Genomic DNA, 21,544 nt, shown 5'->3' with positions numbered 1-21,544 from the left:
TAAATGAAGTGATATTTTTCTAGTGAGGAAGGCACATGTGATCCATCTTGTATTTATGTAAGATGAAATCAATAAAAAGGACAGAGCCAATTGAGGCTCTGTCAAAAGAGAGTTTATGGAAGTAGGTGAAGCTTATTTTAGATTAAATCAATTATTCCTATTTGTCAACTTGGTTTTAAAAGAAAGAAAAATCACTTAATTTATGTTATATTTGTAACAAATTGCTTATACAAAGGGGATGGTTAAATGAATGCGGTTTCAATTGTGATAGGATCGATGTGTATTTTAGCGATTGCCTATCGCCTCTATGGCACGTTTATGATGGTGAAGGTATTAAAGGTCACAGATGATCATCCTACACCGGCTCATGCACTCGAGGATGGGAAAGATTATGTGCCAACAAACAAATGGGTCACATTTGGGCATCACTTTGCTGCAATTGCCGCTGCTGGTCCATTAGTTGGTCCGATTTTAGCCGCACAATTTGGGTATTTACCTGGTCTCCTTTGGCTCTTAATTGGAGCGGTGATTGGCGGAGCTGTTCATGATCTTGTGGTCTTGTTTGCTTCGATGCGAAAAAAGGGGAAATCACTATCCGAGGTAGCGAAAGAGGAGCTTGGTCCTGTGGCAGGATTTTGCACAGGGCTCGCCATGTTATTTATTATTACAATTACAATGGCAGGACTGTCCATGGTTGTGCTTCATGCTTTAGAAAGAAATCCTTGGGGAACCTTTGCAGTTGGTATTACCATTCCAATAGCGATGGGAGTCGGCCTTTATTATAAAAAGACTGGCAATTTAAAGCTGGCGACATCTGCGGGATTCATATTACTGATGTTGGGGGTATTCCTTGGACCGAATATTCAAGGAACAGCACTTGGAGAATTGTTAACACTTGATACAAAAACGCTTGCCCTTGCCCTGCCAATCTATGCGTTCTTTGCTGCGGCCCTGCCGGTTTGGTTGCTTTTGGCACCAAGAGACTATTTAAGCAGTTTTATGAAAATTGGTGTTTTCATCGCGCTGATTGCGGGAATCTTTGTGGTTAATCCAACCATCCAATTTCCGGCGTTTACGGAGTTTGTAAATGGAGGAGGGCCTGTCTTAGCTGGACCTGTATGGCCTTTTATTTCGATTACCATTGCTTGTGGTGCGATTTCTGGTTTTCATGCATTTGTTGGCTCTGGCACAACGCCAAAAATGCTAGATCGTTGGAGCGATATGAAGCCGGTGGCGTTTGGCGCGATGCTCGTAGAATGTTTAGTGGGAATCATGGCGTTAATTGCCGCTACTGCGCTTCATCCGGGAGATTATTTTGCAATTAATAGTACACCTGAAGTGTTCCGTACGCTTGGTATGAGTGTCGAGAATCTTCCTCAACTAAGCAAAGAAATCGGTCTTGACTTAGAAGGAAGAACAGGTGGAGCTGTTACATTAGCTGTAGGGATGGCGTACATCTTTACGGGTATTCCGTTCTTTAGTCATTTGGCCTCTTATTTCTTCCAATTCGTGATTATGTTTGAAGCCGTCTTTATTTTAACGGCGATTGACGCAGGAACCCGTGTCGCGCGATATTTGATCCAAGACTTCTTTGGAGAAGCATATAAACCGCTAAAACGAAATGACTGGGTACCAGGGTCAGTCTTTGCAAGTGCACTTGCTTGTTTTATGTGGGGATACTTGCTTTACTCTGGAGACATTGGGTCCATTTGGGCACTCTTTGGCGTGTCAAACCAGCTAATGGCCTCGGTCGGATTAATCATTGGGGCGACGGTTGTATTAAAAATTGCGGATAAAAGGCGGTATATGTTGACTTGTTTAATTCCACTTGCTTACTTATATGTGACGGTGAATTATGCGGGTTATTGGATGGTTGCGAATGTCTATCTCAATCCTGAAGCATCTGGCTACAGTGTACTGAATGCCGTACTTTCGATGATTATGCTGATTTTAGGTTTTGTCATTATCGTGTTCGCTATTAAAAAATGGATCGAGATTTGGCGCGATCCAGCTCTTCGAATGGAGACACCAATCACTGGCTAAATGAACAAAGCCGGCTTGCTCATAAATAAGCAAACCGGCTTCTTGTTATTGCTGATGTTCAGGCTTTAAGCCCTGCTCTAATGTTTCAAGAATTTCATTTTTTTCATCTTCTGATGCCTCTTGCCATAACACCTCAAACAAAACGCCAAGACCTGGCAGCATTTTTTCCTCGCCACTTTGAATCGCATCTAAAATCGTATGCTCAAGCTGCTCTTGATTATGGCCAGTAATGTTTTGAATCACTGCGCCTCTTAAATTAAAATCCATTGCCCACACTCCTTTTTTGATGGTGATAGCCCTATTCTGTCTCAAAGACAGGTTTATTATGTAGTGTGCTTGAGATATAATAAATTCATGATATTTAAAGGAGTTAAAGTCGCTTGAAATATATAGAATCAGCTAAAAACGCACACATTAAACAATGGAAAAAGCTCCATACAAAAAAAGAACGAACGAAAACAGGGCTATTCCTTGTTGAAGGAAAACACTTAGTAGAAGAAGCATTAAAAAGCGGGGTTGTGAAAGAGTTAATGATCACAACACCTGACATGCTCCCTGCTGATATCGAGCCTGACATTGAGTTGTATGAATTAAGTGAAGAGGCTTTTACTGCGATGACGGAAACGGAAACACCTCAGCAAATCGCAGCGGTTTGTACAATTCCTGTATTTGAGGAGAAAAAGTATGAACGAATGCTTCTGTTAGATGCAGTGCAGGATCCGGGGAATTTAGGCACACTTATTCGGACAGCAGATGCAGCGGGGCTTGATGCTGTGATTCTAGGGGATGGAACCGTTGATGCGTTTAACGGAAAAACGCTCCGTTCAGCACAAGGGTCTCATTTTCACCTGCCTATCTTAAAACAAACGCTACAACAGACAATTCCAGCATTAAAGGCGCAAGGCATATCTGTATATGGCAGTGCTTTGAAAGATGCGAAAGAGTATAGACACATAGCATCAGAAGGTCCATTTGCGTTAATTGTAGGCAACGAGGGAGCAGGTATTGATCCAGAGATTCTTCAAATGACAGATCAAAATTTATATGTTCCGATGTACGGACAAGCGGAATCATTAAATGTGGCTGTGGCAGCAGCGGTTCTTGTCTATCATTTGCGCGGATAGTGTTGCAACACGTCCTATTTTTCACTATAATGAAACTAATATTTTAAAAACCATGATAGAGGAAGATTGTTTCACGGAGCGTCCTAATAGGGAGAATGCATCGTAGACTGAAAGTGCATTTAAGGAATGCTGAAACAGGAATTCACCTCTGGAGTTGTCACCGGGACCGCAGGTTTTGCGTAAAGGTGGACCGGATTCGTTTGATTCCGTTATGTCAATGAAGCTTATTCGCACATATATTTGTGCTTAACAAGGGTGGTACCGCGACCACAACTCGTCCCTTCTTTTTTGGAGGGGCGGGTTTTTTTATTGTCTTCAAACAATCAAACACCCGTTTATTCAGACGGTTTTGTATATTAAAAGGAGGATAACACTCATGCAAGAAACGTTAAAACAGCTTGAAACAGAAGCGATAGCGAAGGTAGAAGCAGCCAGCTCGCTCAAAGAAGTCAATGATATTCGTGTTCAATATTTAGGGAAAAAAGGTCCGATTACAGAAGTGCTGCGCGGAATGGGCAAGCTTTCCGCTGAAGAAAGACCAAAAATGGGCGCACTTGCAAATGAAGTGAGAGAGCAGATTGCTGGTGCCATTGCTGAAAAAAATGAGCAGCTAGAAGCAGAAGAAGTGAAAAAGAAACTGGCTTCTCAAACCATTGATGTCACATTACCAGCAAGTCCGATCAAAATCGGGGCAAGACATCCATTAACGATTGTCGTAGAAGATATTGAAGATTTATTTATCGGCATGGGCTATACCGTTGAAGAGGGCCCAGAGGTAGAAACAGATTACTATAACTTTGAAGCGCTCAATCTTCCAAAAGAACATCCGGCACGTGATATGCAGGACAGCTTCTATATTACTGAAGACACACTCATGAGAACGCAAACATCACCCGTTCAAGCACGTACACTTGAGAAATATAAAGGCCAAGGCCCTGTGAAAATCATCTGCCCTGGTAAGGTATATAGACGTGACAGCGATGATGCCACTCACTCCCATCAATTCATGCAAATTGAAGGACTTGTGGTCGATCACAATATTAGCATGAGTGACCTCAAAGGAACGCTTGAGACAGTCGCAAGAAAAATGTTTGGTGAAGATCGTGAAATTAGACTGCGCCCAAGCTTTTTCCCATTCACAGAACCTTCCGTTGAAGTTGATGTGTCATGCTTTAAATGCGGCGGGAAAGGCTGTTCTGTATGTAAAGGAACAGGCTGGATTGAAATTTTAGGTGCAGGAATGGTACACCCGAATGTATTGAAAATGAGCGGATTTGATCCAGATAGTTATCAAGGCTTTGCTTTTGGAATGGGTGTTGAACGTATTGCCATGCTGAAATACGGCATAGATGACATTCGTCATTTCTACACAAATGATATTAGATTCACGAAGCAATTTAAGCAGGACTAAGAGGAGGAAATCAACATGTTTGTTTCATATAAATGGTTAGAGGACTATGTCGATTTAGAAGGCATTCAGCCGGATGAATTAGCAGAGAAAATCACAAGAAGCGGAATTGAAGTGGAAGCCGTTGAGTATAAAGGCGAAGGCATCAAAGGTGTTGTCGTTGGACACGTCATTGAACGTGAACAGCATCCGAATGCGGATAAATTAAACAAATGTCTTGTTGATATCGGCGAAGACGCACCGGTGCAAATTATATGCGGGGCTCCAAATGTGGATAAAGGACAGCATGTGGCTGTCGCAACGGTTGGTGCAGTCCTTCCTGGAAACTTTAAAATTAAAAAAGCAAAACTGCGCGGTGAAGAGTCTCATGGCATGATTTGTTCTCTGCAAGAATTAGGCGTAGAGAGCAAGCTCGTACCAAAAGAATATGCAGAAGGTATCTTTGTTTTCCCGAATGACGTGAAACCAGGAGATGATGCCCTTCAAGCGCTTCAATTAGATGATGCGGTACTTGAACTTGGCTTAACACCAAACCGTGCCGATGCCCTTAATATGCTAGGAGTGGCTTATGAGGTTGCCGCCATTTTAGGGAGAGACATCAAGCTTCCTGATACAGCGCATGACACTTCTTCTGAAAAAGCAGCAGACTATATTTCTGTTAAAATTGAGGATCAAGAAGCGAATCCACTTTATGCAGCGAAGATCATTAAAAATGTAAAGATTGGACCAGCACCGCTTTGGATGCAAACAAGATTGATGAATGCAGGTATCCGTCCAATTAACAACGTCGTGGATATTACGAATTTTGTCTTACTTGAATACGGTCAACCTCTACATGCCTTTGATTATGACCGGTTTGGTTCAAAGCAGGTGGTCGTACGTAAAGCGGCTGAAAATGAAATGATTCAAACTCTGGATGAACAAGAACGTACATTGTCTTCGAAGCATCTTGTCATTACAAATGGCACAAAAGCGCATGCTGTTGCAGGTGTCATGGGCGGTTTTGAATCAGAGGTGCGTGATGAGACGACAACGATTCTTTTAGAAGCGGCATATTTCAACGGTCAAACCGTCCGTCAAGCATCTAGAGACTTAGGGCTTCGCAGTGAATCAAGCACACGATTTGAAAAAGGGCTCGATCCGCAGCGGACGAAATCAGCAGCCGAAAGAGCAGCGCAATTGATCAGCACCTATGCAGGCGGTGAAGTGCTAAGCGGTACAGTTGAGGAAAACCACCTTGAAACAAGTATGAATGTCATCCACGTATCAACTGAGCGTGTGAACAAGGTGCTTGGCATGAGCATTTCAAAAGAAGATATGATTCAGATTTTCAACAAACTAGGCTTTACTGTGGGTGAATCAAATGATGTGCTTGTCGTAACGGTTCCTTCCCGCAGAATGGATATTACGATTGAAGAGGACCTCATTGAAGAAGTCGCGAGATTATACGGCTACGACAATATTCCATCTACACTGCCTGCGACAGCTGGTACCGTTGGCGGTCTCACGCCATACCAAGTGAAGCGTAGAAAGGTGAGACGTTTCTTAGAGGGCGCAGGGCTTTCTCAAGCGATTACGTATTCATTAACGAATCAGCATAAGTCCACAGCCTTTGCTTTAAATCCAGCTTATCAAACAAGACTTTCCCTGCCAATGAGTGAGGAACGCAGTGTGCTGAGACAAAGCCTTCTGCCGAACTTACTTGATTCTGTCGCATATAACTTAGCAAGACAAGCTGATTCTTTTGCCTTTTACGAAACGGGTTCTGTTTTCTTAGCGGAAACGGAAGGCGCAAAACCAGTTGAGAAAGAGCATGTGGCAGGTGCGTTAACAGGTCTTTGGCATAAAAATCTTTGGCAGGGCGAGAAAAAAGCTGTCGATTTTTATGTAGCGAAGGGTATTGCAGAAGGGCTGTTTGAAAAGCTTGGTGTATCAGAAGAGATCACGTATGTTCAAGCAGAGCGTGAGGGCCTTCACCCAGGACGTACAGCCGATGTTCATTTAAATGGAAAAGTGATTGGCTTTGTAGCTGCACTTCATCCAGTAGTGGAAAAAGAATTAGATTTAAAAGAAACGTATGTATTTGAATTTGATTTAACAGATGTGATGACGTCTGAAACAGAGGATATGAAATATACGGCTATTCCGAGATTCCCAGCAGTGACAAGAGACATCGCACTTGTCGTCGATCAGCATATTTCAAGCGGACAGCTGGAGCAAGTCATTTATGAAGCTGGCGGCCAATTGCTCACAGACCTTTCCGTCTTTGATGTGTATGAGGGTGAGCATATGGAAGAAGGCAAGAAATCTGTTGCATTCTCTCTGCAATATTTAAACCCAGAACAAACGTTGACCGAGGAAGAAGTCACGGCTGTTCATACAAACGTATTGAAAGCATTAGAAGATACGTATCAAGCCGTCTTGCGCGGATAATAAAAAGAGCTATCGCTTTATGGGCGATAGCTCTTTTTTGATTATAACCATTTTTTCGCTTTTTGGGTGTTGGCAAAATGAAGTTTTGTAAATTGGCGTAAAGCCTCTTCGCCGTGCTGTTTCATCAGCTTTGCTGCCGCTTTGTCAACATGCGGACCGGCCCCTTTTGGAATGTCAAAGCCCGCTGCTTTTGATAATTTATCCATTTCAATTAAAAAAGCATATCTTGCAATAATAGAAGCTGCAGCAACCGATAAGTGGATGCCTTCTGCTTTCGTACTAAAATATGTACGCTCCCGAATGATCTTTTTCCCCGCAAGGTGCCTGAAATAAATGCCTGGTTCGGCAAATTGGTCGATGAGAATGGCTTCTGGTTTCTTGCCATCCAGTTTTTCTAGCACAGAGGTGATGACTTGGTTATGAAGCAGTGCCTTCATTTTCCCTTGGCTCATGCCCTTTTCCTGCATCGCATTGTATTTTTCATTCCGAAGCACGAGAAGGCTGAAGGGGATGGTTTTGATCAAGTCTTTGGCAATGTTGATAATCTGCGGATCTTTTAGTCCTTTTGAGTCTTTCACCCCGAGCTCTTTCATGAGAGCAAGCTGACTGGAATCAACATAAGCCGCACAGACCGTAATGGGTCCAAAATAATCGCCAGTACCGACCTCATCTGAGCCAATAACCGACATGGAAGCAATGCCGGGTGGTGGGCTGTACTGTGTGATGGATGGTGTTTTTTTGCTTTTTGTTTCAGCTGTTTGTAAATGGTTGAACTGACTCGCTTCAGCTTCTGCCTTTTGTCCTTGGAACAGTACTTTTCCAGATTTGTAGGCTGTAATCGTACAGCCGGGAACCTTTGCTTGAAAAAGAGCGCCTGGTGGCAAAGTGTCAGTTAAATGCTGAGCGTACACGCTCTTCATTTTTTTCATGTCTTCTGATGTTGCTTTTAAGACGGATTGGGGCACAGTGGATAACTCCTTTTTACCTTGATATCATTGATTTCTAAAGTGTACCATAACAGGGAAGGGCTCGTCTTTCCATTCAATGTCTAAACATGTTATGATAGAGACTAGGATTCTCGTGGAATGGAGGAGAAACGTTGTCTGACGGCGGTAAAACGAAAACAACAGTTGAGATTTACGGACAGTCCTATACGATCATCGGTCAAGAAACGAAGATGCATATGCGACATGTTGCTTCAATTGTTGATGATAAAATGAGAGAAATCAATGAAAAAAATCCATACCTTGATATAAACAAATTAGCTGTACTGACAGCAGTCAATGTCGTCCACGACTACTTGAAATTAAAAGAGCAATACGAAAAACTAGAGCTTCATCTAAAAGAAAAGGAATGAAATTACCGTGATCGATATCATCATTTTGTTTTTGCTTCTTATGGGAACGCTTGTCGGTCTAAAACGCGGGTTTATTCTTCAATTTATTAAATTGATTAGCTTTGTTGTTTCTATTTTAGTGGCTTCTATGTTTTATCAGTCACTTGCACCACAGCTTACGTGGATTCCAGCACCTAATTTTAGCGGCGGTCAAGCGCAGCTCGCTTTCTTTAGTGGGAATCTAGAAACAGCTTATTATAATACCATTGCGTTTATCATTCTGTTTATCTTGACCAAAATCCTGCTCGCTATCATCGGCGGATTGCTCACAACCATTGCAAGTATCCCTGTGATTAAACAGGTCAACAAACTGCTTGGCGCTGTTTTAGGATTTCTTGAAACCTATCTATTTGTGTTTATTCTATTGTTTGTGGCTGCATTACTTCCAGTCGATGCGCTTCAAGCCATGATGAGCAAATCAATGTTAGCAGATGTGATCGTAAATAGCACCCCTTACCTGTCCGGTCTTGTCAAAGACCTCTGGTCGACGTATGGAGTTTAAGAACTTCTCCTTTCTTGGAGAAGTTTTTTCTCATTCCATGACAGAAAGTTGTAGGATGAAGGGAAAGTTTGTATATTTATATAGGAAGATGCCAAAGCGGCTGGAGGATGAGAGATGAATAAAAAAGATATTATCAAACTTCTTGAAACAATTGCAGTTTATATGGAGCTAAAAGGAGATAATCCTTTTAAAATTTCTGCCTTTCGTAAAGCAGCTGCGGCACTGGAACAAGATGACCGCAGTCTTTCTCAAATAGATGACCTATTAGCATTACCCGGCATTGGAAAAGGAACCTTTGCTGTGATCACAGAGTATATCGAAAAAGGACAGTCTGAAACACTCGAACAATTAAAAAAAGAAGTGCCTGAAGGACTTGTCCCGCTCTTAAAATTGCAAGGACTCGGCGGGAAGAAGATTGCTAAGCTCTACCAAGAGCTTGGTGTTCACGATGCACAGTCTTTAAAAGAAGCATGTGAAGCGGAAAAAGTACAAACGCTTGCTGGGTTTGGCAGAAAAACAGAAGAAAAGATTCTTGCCGCTCTTGAGGAGGCAGGGAAGCAGCCAGAACGACTGCCAATTGGTTTTGCATTAGATGTGGCAGAACGAATTGATCATGCGCTGGAACAGATGGAGGGAATCATCCGTTTTTCAAGAGCGGGTAGTTTAAGACGTGCGCGTGAAACGGTCAAAGATTTAGATTACATCATTGCGACTGATAATCCTGAACAAGTGAGAGAACAACTTGTTGCTCTTGATGATGTCAAAGATGTCATTGCGAGCGGTGATACGAAGGTATCGGTCATGCTTGCACTTGATTTTGAAATCAGTGTAGATTTCCGGCTTGTGACAACAGACCAATTTGCAACAACGCTGCACCATTTCACTGGCTCAAAAGATCATAACATTCGTATGCGCCAGCTTGCGAAGGAGCGCGGTGAGCGTATTAGTGAATATGGGGTTGAAACGATCGAAACTGGGGATGTGAAAACATTTGAAGACGAAAGCGCTTTTTATGCACATTTCCAACTTCCGCTCATTCCGCCAGAAATTCGTGAAACCGGAGCAGAGATTGATTCGTATAAAGAAAGTATGCAATTTGTAGACCGAAAAGATATCAAAGGCGATCTTCATATGCACTCGACATGGAGTGATGGCGCTTTTTCTATTCGCGAAATGGCAGAGGCATGTATCGCAAAAGGCTATGAATACATGGCCATTACAGACCACTCACAATATTTAAAAGTAGCAAACGGTTTAACAAAAGAACGTTTGCGTTTGCAAGCAAAAGAAATTGACAAGCTGAATCAAGAATTCGAGCAATTTCACATTTTCAAAGGGGTCGAAATGGATATTCTACCGGATGGATCGTTAGATTATGATGATGACTTTCTAGCAGACATGGATTTTGTCATTGCGTCTATTCATTCTAGCTTCTCTCAGCCGGAGGAAGTCATTATGGAGCGCCTAGAAAATGCCTTGAATAATCAGCATGTGGATTTAATTGCCCATCCAACTGGCCGTTTGATCGGTAGACGAGACGGCTATGCCTTAAATATTGATCAGCTCATAGAGCTTGCGAAAAAAACGGGCACTGCACTGGAACTCAACAGCAACCCGTCAAGACTGGATTTAAAAACAGAGCATTTAATGAAAGCAAACGAAGCGGGTGTGAACATCATGATCAATACAGATGCGCACAACATCGCTATGCTCGATCATATGGACGTCGGTGTCACAGCTGCAAGAAAAGGATGGACACCAAAAGCAAATGTCGTGAATACATTTTCACTCAATGAGATGAAAAAGTTTTTAACGCGAGACAGGTAGTCGTTAGGAGGCTGGACCATGCTGCAACAAAAAGTGTTAGCATCATTAGAATTTCATAAAGTAAAAGAAAAAGTCATGTCCTATACTGCTTCGACTTTAGGGAAAGAAAAAGCGCAGGACTTAATACCACTCACAGATATCGAGAGCATTCAGCATCTGCTAGAAGAGGTAGCAGAAGCGCAAGATGTGATTCGTTTAAAAGGATCTGCGCCGTTTGGCGGGTTAACGGATATTAGACGAGGCGTCAAACGAGCAGAAATAGGCAGTATATTAAGCCCTTCTGAGCTGATGGAAATTGCGGCGCTGTTATATACCACAAAAAACATGAAGCACTTTCTCGCCTCTATGTATGAGGACGGAGTAGAGATACCCCGTCTTCATACATATGCAGAATCGCTGATTTTACTGCCAGACGTGAGAAAAGAAATCGAAAGCTGTATTGGTGATAATGGAGAAGTGCTTGATCACGCAACGCCAGCCCTCCGCACCATACGAACGCAGTTACGATCACTAGAATCAAAAGTACGAGATAAATTAGAATCAATGATTCGTTCACAATCTGCCTCGAAAATGCTGTCAGACACCATTGTGACCATTCGTAATGATCGGTTTGTCATTCCCGTAAAACAAGAGTACCGCTCGAATTATGGGGGGATTGTTCACGATCAATCTTCTTCAGGCGCAACTCTTTTTATTGAGCCGCAAGTGGTCGTGGATTTAAATAACACCTTGCAGCAAACTCGCCTAAAAGAAAAGCAAGAGATTGAAAAGATTTTGCAAATGCTGACAGCGAGTGTGTCAGAGCACATTGATGAATTGCTTCATAATGTGAATGAACTTCAGACATTAGATTTTATTTTCGCCAAAGCCAAATATGCAAAAGCAGAAAAAGCCACAAAACCTACTGTGAATAATCAAGGGGAGATTTATTTAAAACGGGCAAGACATCCCCTATTGCCCCGAGATCAGGTTGTGGCAAATGATATTGAGCTAGGCAAAGATTTTTCTACGATCGTCATCACGGGTCCAAATACAGGCGGTAAGACCGTCACTTTAAAAACACTCGGACTTCTTACGCTGATGACGCAGGCAGGTCTTCATATTCCAGTCGAAGAAGGATCAGAAGTGGCTGTATTCGATCAAGTCTTTGCTGATATTGGAGACGAGCAGTCTATTGAACAGAGCTTGAGTACATTCTCATCTCATATGGTCAATATTGTGGATATCTTAAAGCATTTGACGTCTAATTCACTTGTTTTATTTGATGAATTAGGTGCGGGGACAGATCCTGCTGAAGGTGCAGCACTTGCGATGAGCATCTTAGATGAAGTTCATCAAACAAATGCGCGCGTCATCGCAACGACTCACTATCCTGAGCTGAAGGCATACGGATATAACCGAGAAGGCGTCACAAATGCGAGTGTAGAGTTTGATATTGAAACCTTATCCCCTACATATCGCTTGCTCATCGGGGTGCCGGGACGAAGTAATGCATTTGAAATTTCCAAGCGTCTAGGACTGCCTCATCATTTAATTGATCGTGCAAAAGCAGATATGCACGCAGAACATAATGAAGTCGATCAGATGATTGCTTCATTAGAGGACAGCAAAAAACAAGCAGAAGAAGAACTGCATGAGACGGAATTTTATAGAAAAGAAGCAGAGAAGCTCCATAAAGAATTGCAAAAACAAATCCTTGAATGGAATGAACAAAAGGACAAACTGCTGGAAGAAGCTGAACAAAAAGCGGCAGAAAAAATTGAACAAGCAACAAAAGAAGCAGAAGAGATTATTCAAGAGCTTCGGTCCATTAAAAGTGAGCATCGTTCGTTCAAAGAACATGAACTCATTGATGCGAGAAAGCGTCTTGAAGAAGCTGTCCCTGAGTTTGACCGTAAGAAAAAACCAGAGCCGGTGAAAAAAGCAGCAAGACAGCTAAAGCCAGGCGATGAAGTCAAAGTGCTGACGTTTGGCCAAAAAGGAACGCTCATCGAACAAACGGGTAACAAAGAATGGAGTGTCCAAATGGGCATTCTAAAAATGAAAGTAAAAGAAAAAGATATGGAATTTATCAAATCAGCACCGGAATTTAAACAAGAGAAAGCCATCACGGCGGTCAAAGGAAAAGACTATCATGTATCACTTGAGCTTGATTTAAGAGGAGAGCGTTATGAGAATGCCTTAAGCAGAGTCGAGAAATACTTAGATGATGCCGTCTTAGCTGGCTATCCGCGTGTGTCGATCATTCACGGTAAAGGCACTGGCGCCTTGAGAAAAGGGGTCCAGGAATTATTAAAACAGCACCGTAGTGTAAAAAATGCTCGTTTTGGAGAACAAGGCGAGGGAGGATCAGGCGTCACCATCGTCGAATTAAAGTAAAAAGGAGAAAACGCATGAAAGCCTTTTGGGAAAATGAACTTGTGGAAATTGCCGCCTATTACAGCGTGGCCGTCCTATGTCTTGTCTTATTTCTTACCATATTTGAACTCGTGACCTCCTATAAAAACTGGGAAGAGATTCAGCGGGGGAACTTAGCTGTTGCTATGGCAACCGGCGGGAAGATTTTTGGGATTGCCAATGTCTTTCAGCATTCCATCGCCCAGCACAACTCGCTTCTTCAAATGGTCGGATGGGGCGTATACGGCTTTGTGATGCTGCTCGTCAGCTATTTCATTTTTGAATTTTTAACACCACGATTTAAAGTAGACAAAGAGATTGAGAATGATAATAGAGCGGTCGGGTTTATTTCACTCATTATTTCTGTTGGGCTGTCTTATGTAGTAGCAGCCGGCATTTAAGGAGACGACATGGAAAAACTAGCCAAAGTATTAATTGTAGTTGCCTGCACTTTTGCGGTTATTGGTGCCGTTTACATGTTCCTGTAAAATGAAGAATACATTCTAGAAAGCTGTCAGGGAAAACCTTGACAGCTTTTCACTCATCAAAGGCGGCGAATCAGAATGAATCAAATTTTGCAAAAAGACGAACTCATAAAGCGCATTGACAGTTGTCTCAAAAAGACATCTCTTCCCCAAGACATATATGAACCGTATATTGCACGTCCTTTTCAAACGACTGGTTTTTTTGATGATTTGAGCCCCTATATTGAAATTGATCCAGCCGGCTATATTCTTATTCAATATGAACGAGGGATTAAAGTGCTTCATAAAAGAACAAAAGAGGCGGATGAAGTCGTTTATTGGATTTTAGAAGACACCATCTTTCTAACTGTGTATCTAGACATGATGAGACAATATCAAGTGGACAACATCCACACACATTTACCTAATGACCCTAGTATCCATAAACAGATTGTGGAGAGAGTCCATGAGTCATTTCGTGCGATCGGTGGATTATACGAAAAGTGGCATCATGAAGGGAAAAGAGCCTCTATAGAAACACCGGCGAAAAAATGAAGATGTGTCATGGAACGAGCTCGATTTGAAAAAAGCAAACAGCCATAAGGAAAAGTTTGCTATAATAAAATAGTATGAAAGTTCAGGAAGGAGGGTTTTTATGCAGTCAGATAAACGTTGGCTTCTGCATTACCCGAATCAAATTCCCCACGAACTCACCATCCCAAATGAAACGTTGCAATCTTACTTATTCAGCTCCGCAGAGGCAGCACCTGAGCATACAGCCATTCATTTTTTAGGAAAAAACATCACCTACCAGCAGTTACAAGAAGATGCACTGAAATTAGCCAGTCACTTGATTGACATCGGTGTCAAAAAAGGCGACAGAGTAGCGATTATGCTGCCAAACTGCCCGCAATCGGTGATTTCTTATTATGCGGTTTTAATAGCAGGCGGCATTGTCGTTCAAACCAATCCGCTTTATACGGAGAAAGAACTGGAATATCAAATGGAGGACAGCGGCTCTAAGGTGCTCATCACCCTCGATCTACTGTATCCAAAGGCCTATAAAATGAAAGCGCTGACAAGTATGGAACATTTGATCATCACAAAATTACAAGATTACTTGCCATTTCCAAAAAACATATTGTTTCCGATTGTCCAGCGAAGGAAAAACAACATGGTCATCCAAGTGGAGAAGAGTGAGACCATTCATCATTTCTCACAGATCATGAAAGAATCGTCAGGAGAACGGATTCCGCAAATATCCTTTCAACCGAAAGAGGATGTCGCAGTTTTGCAATATACAGGCGGAACGACCGGTTTACCAAAAGGGGTCATGCTCACACACGAAAATATAGTAGCCAATACAGAAATGTGTGCATCCTGGATGTATAAAACGAACCGCGGAAAAGAGCGGATTCTTGGGATCATTCCGTTCTTTCATGTATACGGCATGACGACCGTGCTAAACCTTGCAGTCAAAGAAGGTCATCAAATGATTCTTCTTCCGCGTTTTGATGCAGCGGATGCCTTGAAGACCATTGAAAAACAGAAACCGACGCTGTTCCCAGGAGCACCAACGATGTATATTGCCCTGCTTCATCATCCGAATATTGAAAAGTATGACCTATCATCCATCACCGCATGCTTAAGCGGATCGGCCGCTCTTCCTGTTGAAGTCAAACAGAGTTTTGAAAAACTAACAGGAGGAAGGCTGGTGGAGGGGTATGGACTTTCAGAAACTTCTCCTGTCACTCATGCCAATTTCTTATGGGGAGCGAACAAAATAGGAAGTATCGGGTGCCCTTGGCCGAATACAGATGCCGGTATTTATTGTGAAGAAACGGGTGGACTCAAAGCGCCATATGAGCACGGAGAGATTATCGTCAAAGGTCCTCAAATCATGAAAGGATACTGGAATCAGCCGGAGGAGACAGCGGCAGTGTTAAGAGACGGCTGGTTTTTCACAGGAGACATTGGGTATATGGATGAGGATGGTTTTTTCTATATCGTAGACCGGAAAAAGGATGTCATCATCGCGAGTGGCTATAATATTTACCCAAGAGAGGTTGAAGAAGCCCTTTATGAGCATGAGCTTGTACAAGAAGTTGTTGTGGCGGGTATTCCAGATCCGTATAGAGGGGAAACAGTAAAAGCCTTTGTTGTCCCGAAAAAGGATGCCTATGTAACAGAGGATGAACTGGATCGTTTTGTTAGAACAAGAATTGCCTCATTTAAAGTGCCGCGTGTCTACGAATTTAAGGAATCACTGCCTAAAACGGCTGTAGGGAAAATCTTGCGCAGAGTGTTAATTGAGGAAGAAAAAAGAAAGCAATCATCTTCAAAAGAAGAACCAGTCGATCGATGAGAGAATGAACCAGCATCATCCGGTCAAGCGGCCGGATGATTTGAATTGTAGGTGTCTGCTCTGGTATGCTAAAGGTTGAAAAGAAAGAAGAACAGCACTTGACAAATCACTCGTTTCTTTTTAACATAAAGTTATGAATGAATGCTCATTCAATTTAGAAAGGGACGAAGCACATTGAAGCAGAAAAGACCGAAGTACATGCAAATTATTGATGCAGCCGTTGTGGTGATTGCAGAGAACGGCTACCATCAATCACAAGTTTCAAAGATTGCCAAACAAGCAGGGGTAGCAGACGGAACCATTTATCTCTATTTCAAAAACAAAGAGGACATTTTGATCTCGTTGTTCAAAGAAAAAATGGGACAATTCATCGAACGGATGGAAACAGATATTCAAAAGAAACCGTCTGCCAAAGAAAAGCTTCTTCTCCTCATTCGAGAACACTTTCGCCTGCTATCTCAAGACCATCATTTGGCCCTAGTGACACAGCTTGAACTCAGGCAGTCAAACCTTGAACTGCGCCAAAAAATCAATGAGGTGCTGAAAGGGTATTTAAATATGCTAGACTCCATTTTAGCCGAAGGAAAGAAGACAGGAGAATTTAGACAAAATCTAGATGTCCGCTTAGCGAGACAAATGGTATTTGGGACGATTGACGAAACCGCTACAACATGGGTCATGAATGATCAAAAGTATGACCTGCCTGCACTCGCAGAAAGTGTACATGATCTTCTCTTAAACGGAATACATCAATCTTAAAGACAATTGAAAAAGGATGATTGACATGGAAAAAATACTTAGCTTACACCAAGACGAACAGACAGCACTCATCACGATTCAACACCCACCTGCAAATGCCTTATCCTCTCAGCTTCTCACTGAACTCAACGACATGTTTGATCAGCTTGAACAAAACAGTGAAGTGAGAGCTATTGTCATTCATGGAGAAGGTAGATTTTTCTCAGCAGGTGCTGATATTAAAGAATTTACGACCTTGCAGGAAGAGTCTGATTATGCCAGTCTTGCAGACAGAGGACAGCAAGTGTTTGAACGAATTGAACAATGTCCAAAACCGGTGATTGCTTCCATTCACGGGGCAGCATTAGGCGGCGGGCTTGAGCTGGCGATGTCGTGTGATATTCGAATCGCAACAAAAGATGCAAAGCTGGGACTGCCGGAATTAAATCTCGGTATTATCCCAGGATTCGGCGGAACGCAGCGCCTGCCTCGCTACGTTGGATCAGCTAAAGCACTTGAAATGATGGGAACAGCTGAGCCAATTACAGGAGAAGAAGCATTTGCTTGCGGACTTGTTTCAAAACTTGCGGAAACAGAGGAAGAAGCGCTGGAATCAGCCAAAACATTGGCAGCGAAATTTGCAGCGAAAAGCCCTAAAACGCTTGAGTATGTGCTTGAGTTATTGAATGCGACAAAAGTGTACTCATATGATGGCGGAATGAAGCTGGAAGCCAAAAAGTTTGCTGAGGTGTTCCAGTCGAATGATGCCAAAGAAGGCATCCAGGCTTTTATCGAAAAGCGCAAACCGAATTTTAAAGGGGAATAAGGGATTAGTACGACACAAGGGGGAGAAATGAATGAATATTTTTGTTTTAATGAAGCGTACGTTTGACACGGAAGAGAAAATCTCTATTCAGTCTGGTGCTATTCAAGAAGATGGGGCAGAGTTCATTATTAATCCTTATGATGAGTACGCAATTGAAGAAGCGATTCAGCTTCGGGATGAGCACGGGGGAGAAGTAACGGTCGTGACAGTTGGCAATGAAGATGCGGAGAAACAGCTTAGAACAGCACTTGCAATGGGCTGCGATCAAGCCGTTTTATTAAATGTTGAAGATGATTTGGAGGAGTGGGATCAGTTTTCCACTTCTACGATTCTATATCACTATTTCAAAGATAAAGAAGCTTCCTTAATTTTAGCAGGGAATGTAGCGATTGACGGCGGGTCTGGACAGGTGGCCCCGCGTCTTGCTGAATTACTCGGCTTTCCATATGTCACAACCATTACAAGTATTCAAATTGACGGCGGCTCAGCTTCAATTGAGCGAGATGCAGAGGGTGATGTGGAAGTGATTTCTGCCGAGCTCCCGCTAGTGGTCACCGCGCAGCAAGGTCTCAATGAGCCTCGTTATCCATCGTTACCAGGCATCATGAAGGCAAAGAAAAAGCCTTTAGAAGAATTAGAATTAGACGATCTAGATTTAGATGAAGATGATGTGCCATATAAAATCAAAACAATCGAACGTTTCTTACCGGAGAAAAAAGAGGGTGGCAAGGTGCTGAGCGGCGAGCTTCAGGATCAGGTCAAGGAACTGACAGACCTGCTAAGAAATGAAGCAAAAGTCATCTAAACATCCACTTTACGATATCACGAGAACAAGGGGGAGCTTAAAGGATGAGTAAAAAAGTTGTTGTACTTGGAGAAAGTCGTGACGGTAAATTAAGAAATGTGACGTTTGAAGCGATTGCTGCCGCTCACGAGGTGGCTGATGGCGGTGAAGTGATTGGCGTTTTAATAGGGGATCACGTCAAAGACCAAGCGGATGAACTGCTTTATTATGGAGCGGATCATGTGATGATCGTCGAGCACCCGCATCTTTCTTATTATACGTCTGATGGTTTTGCGCAGGCGCTTCAAGCAATATTAGATCAAGTCAATCCTGATGCAGTGCTCTTCGGTCATACATCGATCGGAAAAGACTTGTCACCTAAAATAGCTGCACGCCTGCAAACTGGCTTAATTTCAGATGTAATAGATGTAAGCGTTACCGGTGAACATCTTGTTTTCACTAGACCGATTTATTCAGGAAAAGCTTTTGAAAAAGTCATTTCAACAGATCGTCTGCTTTTGGCTACTATCCGCCCAAACAACGTGGCACCGCTGGAGCGTGATGCGTCACGCAGCGGAGAAGTGACGCCAGTTTCTGTCGATATTCAAAACCTAAGAACGATCGTGAAGGAAGTCATTAAAAAAACATCAGAAGGTGTAGATTTATCTGAAGCGAAGGTCATTGTCGCAGGAGGCAGGGGGGTCAAGAGCAAAGAAGGCTTTGAACCGCTGAAAGAACTTGCCCAAACGCTTGGCGCAGCAGTCGGTGCCTCGCGTGGTGCATGTGACGCTGACTACTGCGATTATGCCCTGCAAATTGGTCAAACCGGTAAAGTCGTCACACCTGACCTTTACATTGCCTGCGGGATTTCAGGGGCTATTCAGCATTTAGCCGGTATGTCCAACAGTAAAGTCATTGTTGCGATCAACAAAGACCCTGAAGCTGAAATCTTCAAAATTGCCGATTACGGAATAGTTGGTGACTTATTCGAAGTCGTTCCGCTTTTAAATGAAGAGTTAAAAAAGATGAATATCCATTCTTAACGCTCATACACTCAGAATGCCTAGGTATTCTGGGTTTTTTTGTATGTCATCACGAAACAAAGGAGCGGTTTACAAGTGAATGGGACAGTAAAAATCAATGAAGTGATTGGACGCATTTCTAAACACATCTATGGACACTTTCAAGAGCATTTAGGAAGAGGAATTTATGACGGCATTTGGGTAGGGAAAGACTCATCGATTGACCATATTGAGGGGATTCGTACCGATGTACTAAAGGCACTTCAAGCCTTACATATCCCGGTGCTGAGGTGGCCGGGCGGCTGTTTTGCAGACGAGTATCATTGGGCAAACGGCGTCGGTGATCTGAGTGAACGAAAGCCGATGGTGAATACTCATTGGGGTGGCACCGTTGAATCAAATGCGTTTGGTACACATGAATTTATGAGACTGTGTGAATTACTTGAATGTGAGCCTTATATTTGTGGAAACGTTGGAAGCGGTTCTGTTCAAGAATTAGCAGAATGGATTGAATATATCACATTTCCTAAGGGGACACCTATGTCGGATTGGCGGATTCAAAATGGAAAACAAGAACCGTGGGAGCTGACGTATGTTGGTGTAGGCAATGAAAGCTGGGGATGTGGTGGAAATATGACGCCAGAGTATTATGCAGACTTATATAAACGCTACCAAACGTATGTGAGAGAATTTGCTGGTCAGCGCATTTACAAAATCGCATGCGGTGCGAATTCAAATGATGTGAATTGGACAAAAGTATTAATGGAGCGTGCAGCGCCTTGGATGGATGGGCTCAGTTTGCATTACTATACGGTCCCAGGAACATGGGAGAAGAAAGGGTCAGCGACCGATTTTGATGAGGATGAGTGGTTTACAACGCTGAAAAAGGCGTCTGAAATGGAGCGGCTTGTTGTAGATCACGGAGAGATCATGGATCGTTATGATCCAGACAAGCGAATCGGGATGATTATTGATGAATGGGGGACATGGTATGATCCAGAACCGGGGACAAATCCAGGGTTTTTGTATCAGCAAAACACATTAAGAGATGCTCTAGTCTGTGCCCTGCATTTTCATATTTTTCATCGCCATTGCCAGCGGATTCATATGGCGAATATTGCCCAGACCGTCAATGTGCTGCAAGCGATGGTGTTAACGCAGGACGAAAAGATGCTCCTGACACCTACCTATCATGTATTTCACATGTTTCAAGTGCATCAAGAAGAAGAAGCGCTTGAAGTAGAATTGAATGCGCCTTCATATGAACGCCGGGGTGAAAAAATCCCTCAAGTCAGAATGTCAGCCTCGCGGTCATCTGACAAGATGCATATTAGTTTATGTCATGTGAATCCCCATGAAAAAGTAGACGTATCTCTTGCGATAGAGGGAATCGATGCAAAAACGAAGGTCACTGGCCGTGTGCTGACTGCTGATCGGATGAATGCGCACAACACGTTCGATGATCCTCATTCCGTTCAGCCTGCGGACTTTCGGCAATTTGCTGTTAAGCACGGCGAGCTGACTATTGATCTGCCGCCTATGTCGGTTGTAATGTTGACCGTCGATCTGGCTTGATCGCATATTTCAATGTTTGATGAGAAGAATGTTGGGGCATCATACATTGTAAATGAAGCGGAAAGGGAGTTATGTCATATGCTTAGAACCATTCTGATGATCATCGGTGCGATTGTTGTTATTGGTGCGATCATACGGTTTGTTTTTTAATTCATTTCATAAAAAATGATTCGTAAGCATTTCATTCGCAAGTCACATTGGTAGATGCTATACTAAAAAGCATAATTTACATTGGAGGAATGAATAATGGCAATCGTAAAAGCTACTGACGCAACATTTTCACAAGAAACTGCAGAAGGTGTTGTTCTTGCAGACTTTTGGGCACCTTGGTGCGGACCTTGTAAAATGATTGCTCCAGTTCTTGAAGAACTTGATCAAGAAATGGGCGATAAAATGAAAATTGTAAAAATTGATGTGGATGATAACCAAGAAACTGCTGGTAAATACGGCGTTATGAGTATCCCAACACTTCTTGTTTTAAAAGACGGTGAAGTCGTCGAAACGTCTGTTGGTTTCAAACCAAAAGAAGCACTAGCTGAGCTTGTAAACAAACATCTATAAACCGATCTATGCCCGCGTGGCATGATCTCAAAAGCGGTTCTCGTATAGTCGAGAGCCGCTTTTCTTTCATCGTGGTATA

General features: G+C 42.7%; 19 protein-coding genes. 17 read left to right on the top strand and 2 right to left on the bottom strand.

What is annotated here, in order from left to right; genetic code table 11:
- The first annotated feature begins 246 nt into the window (after positions 1–246).
- A complete protein-coding gene (gene cstA, locus NST24_RS13345; RefSeq protein WP_181891450.1) occupies positions 247–2,043 on the top strand; it encodes a carbon starvation protein CstA in 1,797 nt (598 codons plus the stop codon).
- 45 nt (positions 2,044–2,088) lie between these two features.
- Here cstA and sspI read toward each other — a convergent pair whose 3' ends face one another.
- Positions 2,089–2,310 (bottom strand): small acid-soluble spore protein SspI, encoded by a 222-nt coding sequence (gene sspI / locus NST24_RS13340; RefSeq protein WP_008346010.1) that lies wholly within the window; start codon positions 2,308–2,310, stop codon positions 2,089–2,091.
- Positions 2,311–2,423: 113 nt separating this feature from the next.
- On the opposite strand from sspI, the gene NST24_RS13335 reads away from it, so the two are divergent.
- The 3 genes from NST24_RS13335 to pheT all read left to right on the top strand — a co-directional run bounded on the left by NST24_RS13335 (position 2,424) and on the right by pheT (position 7,008).
- On the top strand, positions 2,424–3,167 hold the full coding sequence (locus tag NST24_RS13335) for an RNA methyltransferase (protein WP_007501648.1): 744 nt from the start codon (positions 2,424–2,426) through the stop codon (positions 3,165–3,167).
- Positions 3,168–3,543: 376 nt separating this feature from the next.
- The gene (gene pheS / locus NST24_RS13330) at positions 3,544–4,578 is read left to right on the top strand and encodes a phenylalanine--tRNA ligase subunit alpha (RefSeq protein ID WP_041506748.1); all 1,035 of its coding nucleotides are present in this window, start codon (positions 3,544–3,546) and stop codon (positions 4,576–4,578) included.
- A 15-nt stretch (positions 4,579–4,593) separates the two neighbouring features.
- A complete protein-coding gene (gene pheT / locus NST24_RS13325; RefSeq protein ID WP_268414460.1) occupies positions 4,594–7,008 on the top strand; it encodes a phenylalanine--tRNA ligase subunit beta in 2,415 nt (804 codons plus the stop codon).
- A gap of 41 nt (positions 7,009–7,049) precedes the next feature.
- On the opposite strand, the gene rnhC is transcribed toward pheT, so the two are convergent.
- Positions 7,050–7,973 (bottom strand): ribonuclease HIII, encoded by a 924-nt coding sequence (gene rnhC / locus NST24_RS13320; RefSeq protein ID WP_024718641.1) that lies wholly within the window; start codon positions 7,971–7,973, stop codon positions 7,050–7,052.
- 134 nt (positions 7,974–8,107) lie between these two features.
- On the opposite strand from rnhC, the gene zapA reads away from it, so the two are divergent.
- The 13 genes from zapA to trxA all read left to right on the top strand — a co-directional run bounded on the left by zapA (position 8,108) and on the right by trxA (position 21,465).
- Positions 8,108–8,365: a cell division protein ZapA gene (gene zapA, locus NST24_RS13315; RefSeq protein ID WP_008345998.1), complete on the top strand. Its 258-nt coding sequence runs from the start codon at positions 8,108–8,110 to the stop codon at positions 8,363–8,365.
- Between the two features lie 7 nt (positions 8,366–8,372).
- The gene (locus tag NST24_RS13310; protein WP_039166871.1) at positions 8,373–8,906 is read left to right on the top strand and encodes a CvpA family protein; all 534 of its coding nucleotides are present in this window, start codon (positions 8,373–8,375) and stop codon (positions 8,904–8,906) included.
- A 114-nt stretch (positions 8,907–9,020) separates the two neighbouring features.
- Positions 9,021–10,733 carry a DNA polymerase/3'-5' exonuclease PolX gene (polX, locus tag NST24_RS13305; protein WP_342461886.1) on the top strand — a complete coding sequence of 571 codons (1,713 nt, stop codon included), beginning with the start codon at positions 9,021–9,023 and terminating at the stop codon, positions 10,731–10,733.
- Between the two features lie 21 nt (positions 10,734–10,754).
- Entirely contained in the window at positions 10,755–13,112 is a 2,358-nt protein-coding gene (locus tag NST24_RS13300) for an endonuclease MutS2 (protein WP_024718639.1), read from the top strand.
- Between the two features lie 14 nt (positions 13,113–13,126).
- On the top strand, positions 13,127–13,531 hold the full coding sequence (locus NST24_RS13295) for a DUF350 domain-containing protein (protein ID WP_007501637.1): 405 nt from the start codon (positions 13,127–13,129) through the stop codon (positions 13,529–13,531).
- Between the two features lie 162 nt (positions 13,532–13,693).
- Positions 13,694–14,149 carry an Imm63 family immunity protein gene (locus NST24_RS13290; protein ID WP_007501636.1) on the top strand — a complete coding sequence of 152 codons (456 nt, stop codon included), beginning with the start codon at positions 13,694–13,696 and terminating at the stop codon, positions 14,147–14,149.
- 100 nt (positions 14,150–14,249) lie between these two features.
- Positions 14,250–15,959 carry an AMP-binding protein gene (locus NST24_RS13285; protein ID WP_342461885.1) on the top strand — a complete coding sequence of 570 codons (1,710 nt, stop codon included), beginning with the start codon at positions 14,250–14,252 and terminating at the stop codon, positions 15,957–15,959.
- A 174-nt stretch (positions 15,960–16,133) separates the two neighbouring features.
- Entirely contained in the window at positions 16,134–16,718 is a 585-nt protein-coding gene (locus NST24_RS13280; RefSeq protein ID WP_024718637.1) for a TetR/AcrR family transcriptional regulator, read from the top strand.
- Between the two features lie 25 nt (positions 16,719–16,743).
- The gene (locus tag NST24_RS13275) at positions 16,744–17,523 is read left to right on the top strand and encodes an enoyl-CoA hydratase (RefSeq protein ID WP_039964089.1); all 780 of its coding nucleotides are present in this window, start codon (positions 16,744–16,746) and stop codon (positions 17,521–17,523) included.
- Between the two features lie 31 nt (positions 17,524–17,554).
- On the top strand, positions 17,555–18,328 hold the full coding sequence (locus NST24_RS13270; RefSeq protein ID WP_342461884.1) for an electron transfer flavoprotein subunit beta/FixA family protein: 774 nt from the start codon (positions 17,555–17,557) through the stop codon (positions 18,326–18,328).
- A 44-nt stretch (positions 18,329–18,372) separates the two neighbouring features.
- Positions 18,373–19,350, top strand: a complete 978-nt coding sequence (locus NST24_RS13265) for an electron transfer flavoprotein subunit alpha/FixB family protein (protein ID WP_342461883.1) — start codon at positions 18,373–18,375, stop codon at positions 19,348–19,350.
- 75 nt (positions 19,351–19,425) lie between these two features.
- Complete coding sequence (locus NST24_RS13260; protein WP_342461882.1) at positions 19,426–20,904, top strand: alpha-N-arabinofuranosidase; 1,479 nt, start codon at positions 19,426–19,428, stop codon at positions 20,902–20,904.
- Between the two features lie 246 nt (positions 20,905–21,150).
- Positions 21,151–21,465: a thioredoxin gene (gene trxA / locus NST24_RS13255; protein WP_007501629.1), complete on the top strand. Its 315-nt coding sequence runs from the start codon at positions 21,151–21,153 to the stop codon at positions 21,463–21,465.
- The last annotated feature ends 79 nt before the right edge of the window (positions 21,466–21,544 follow it).

Source organism: Bacillus sp. FSL R5-0286, assembly GCF_038593245.1.
Classification (GTDB): domain Bacteria; phylum Bacillota; class Bacilli; order Bacillales; family Bacillaceae; genus Bacillus; species Bacillus altitudinis.
Note: the sequence above shows the minus strand (reverse complement) of the source record. Positions and strands in the feature narration are given on the sequence as shown.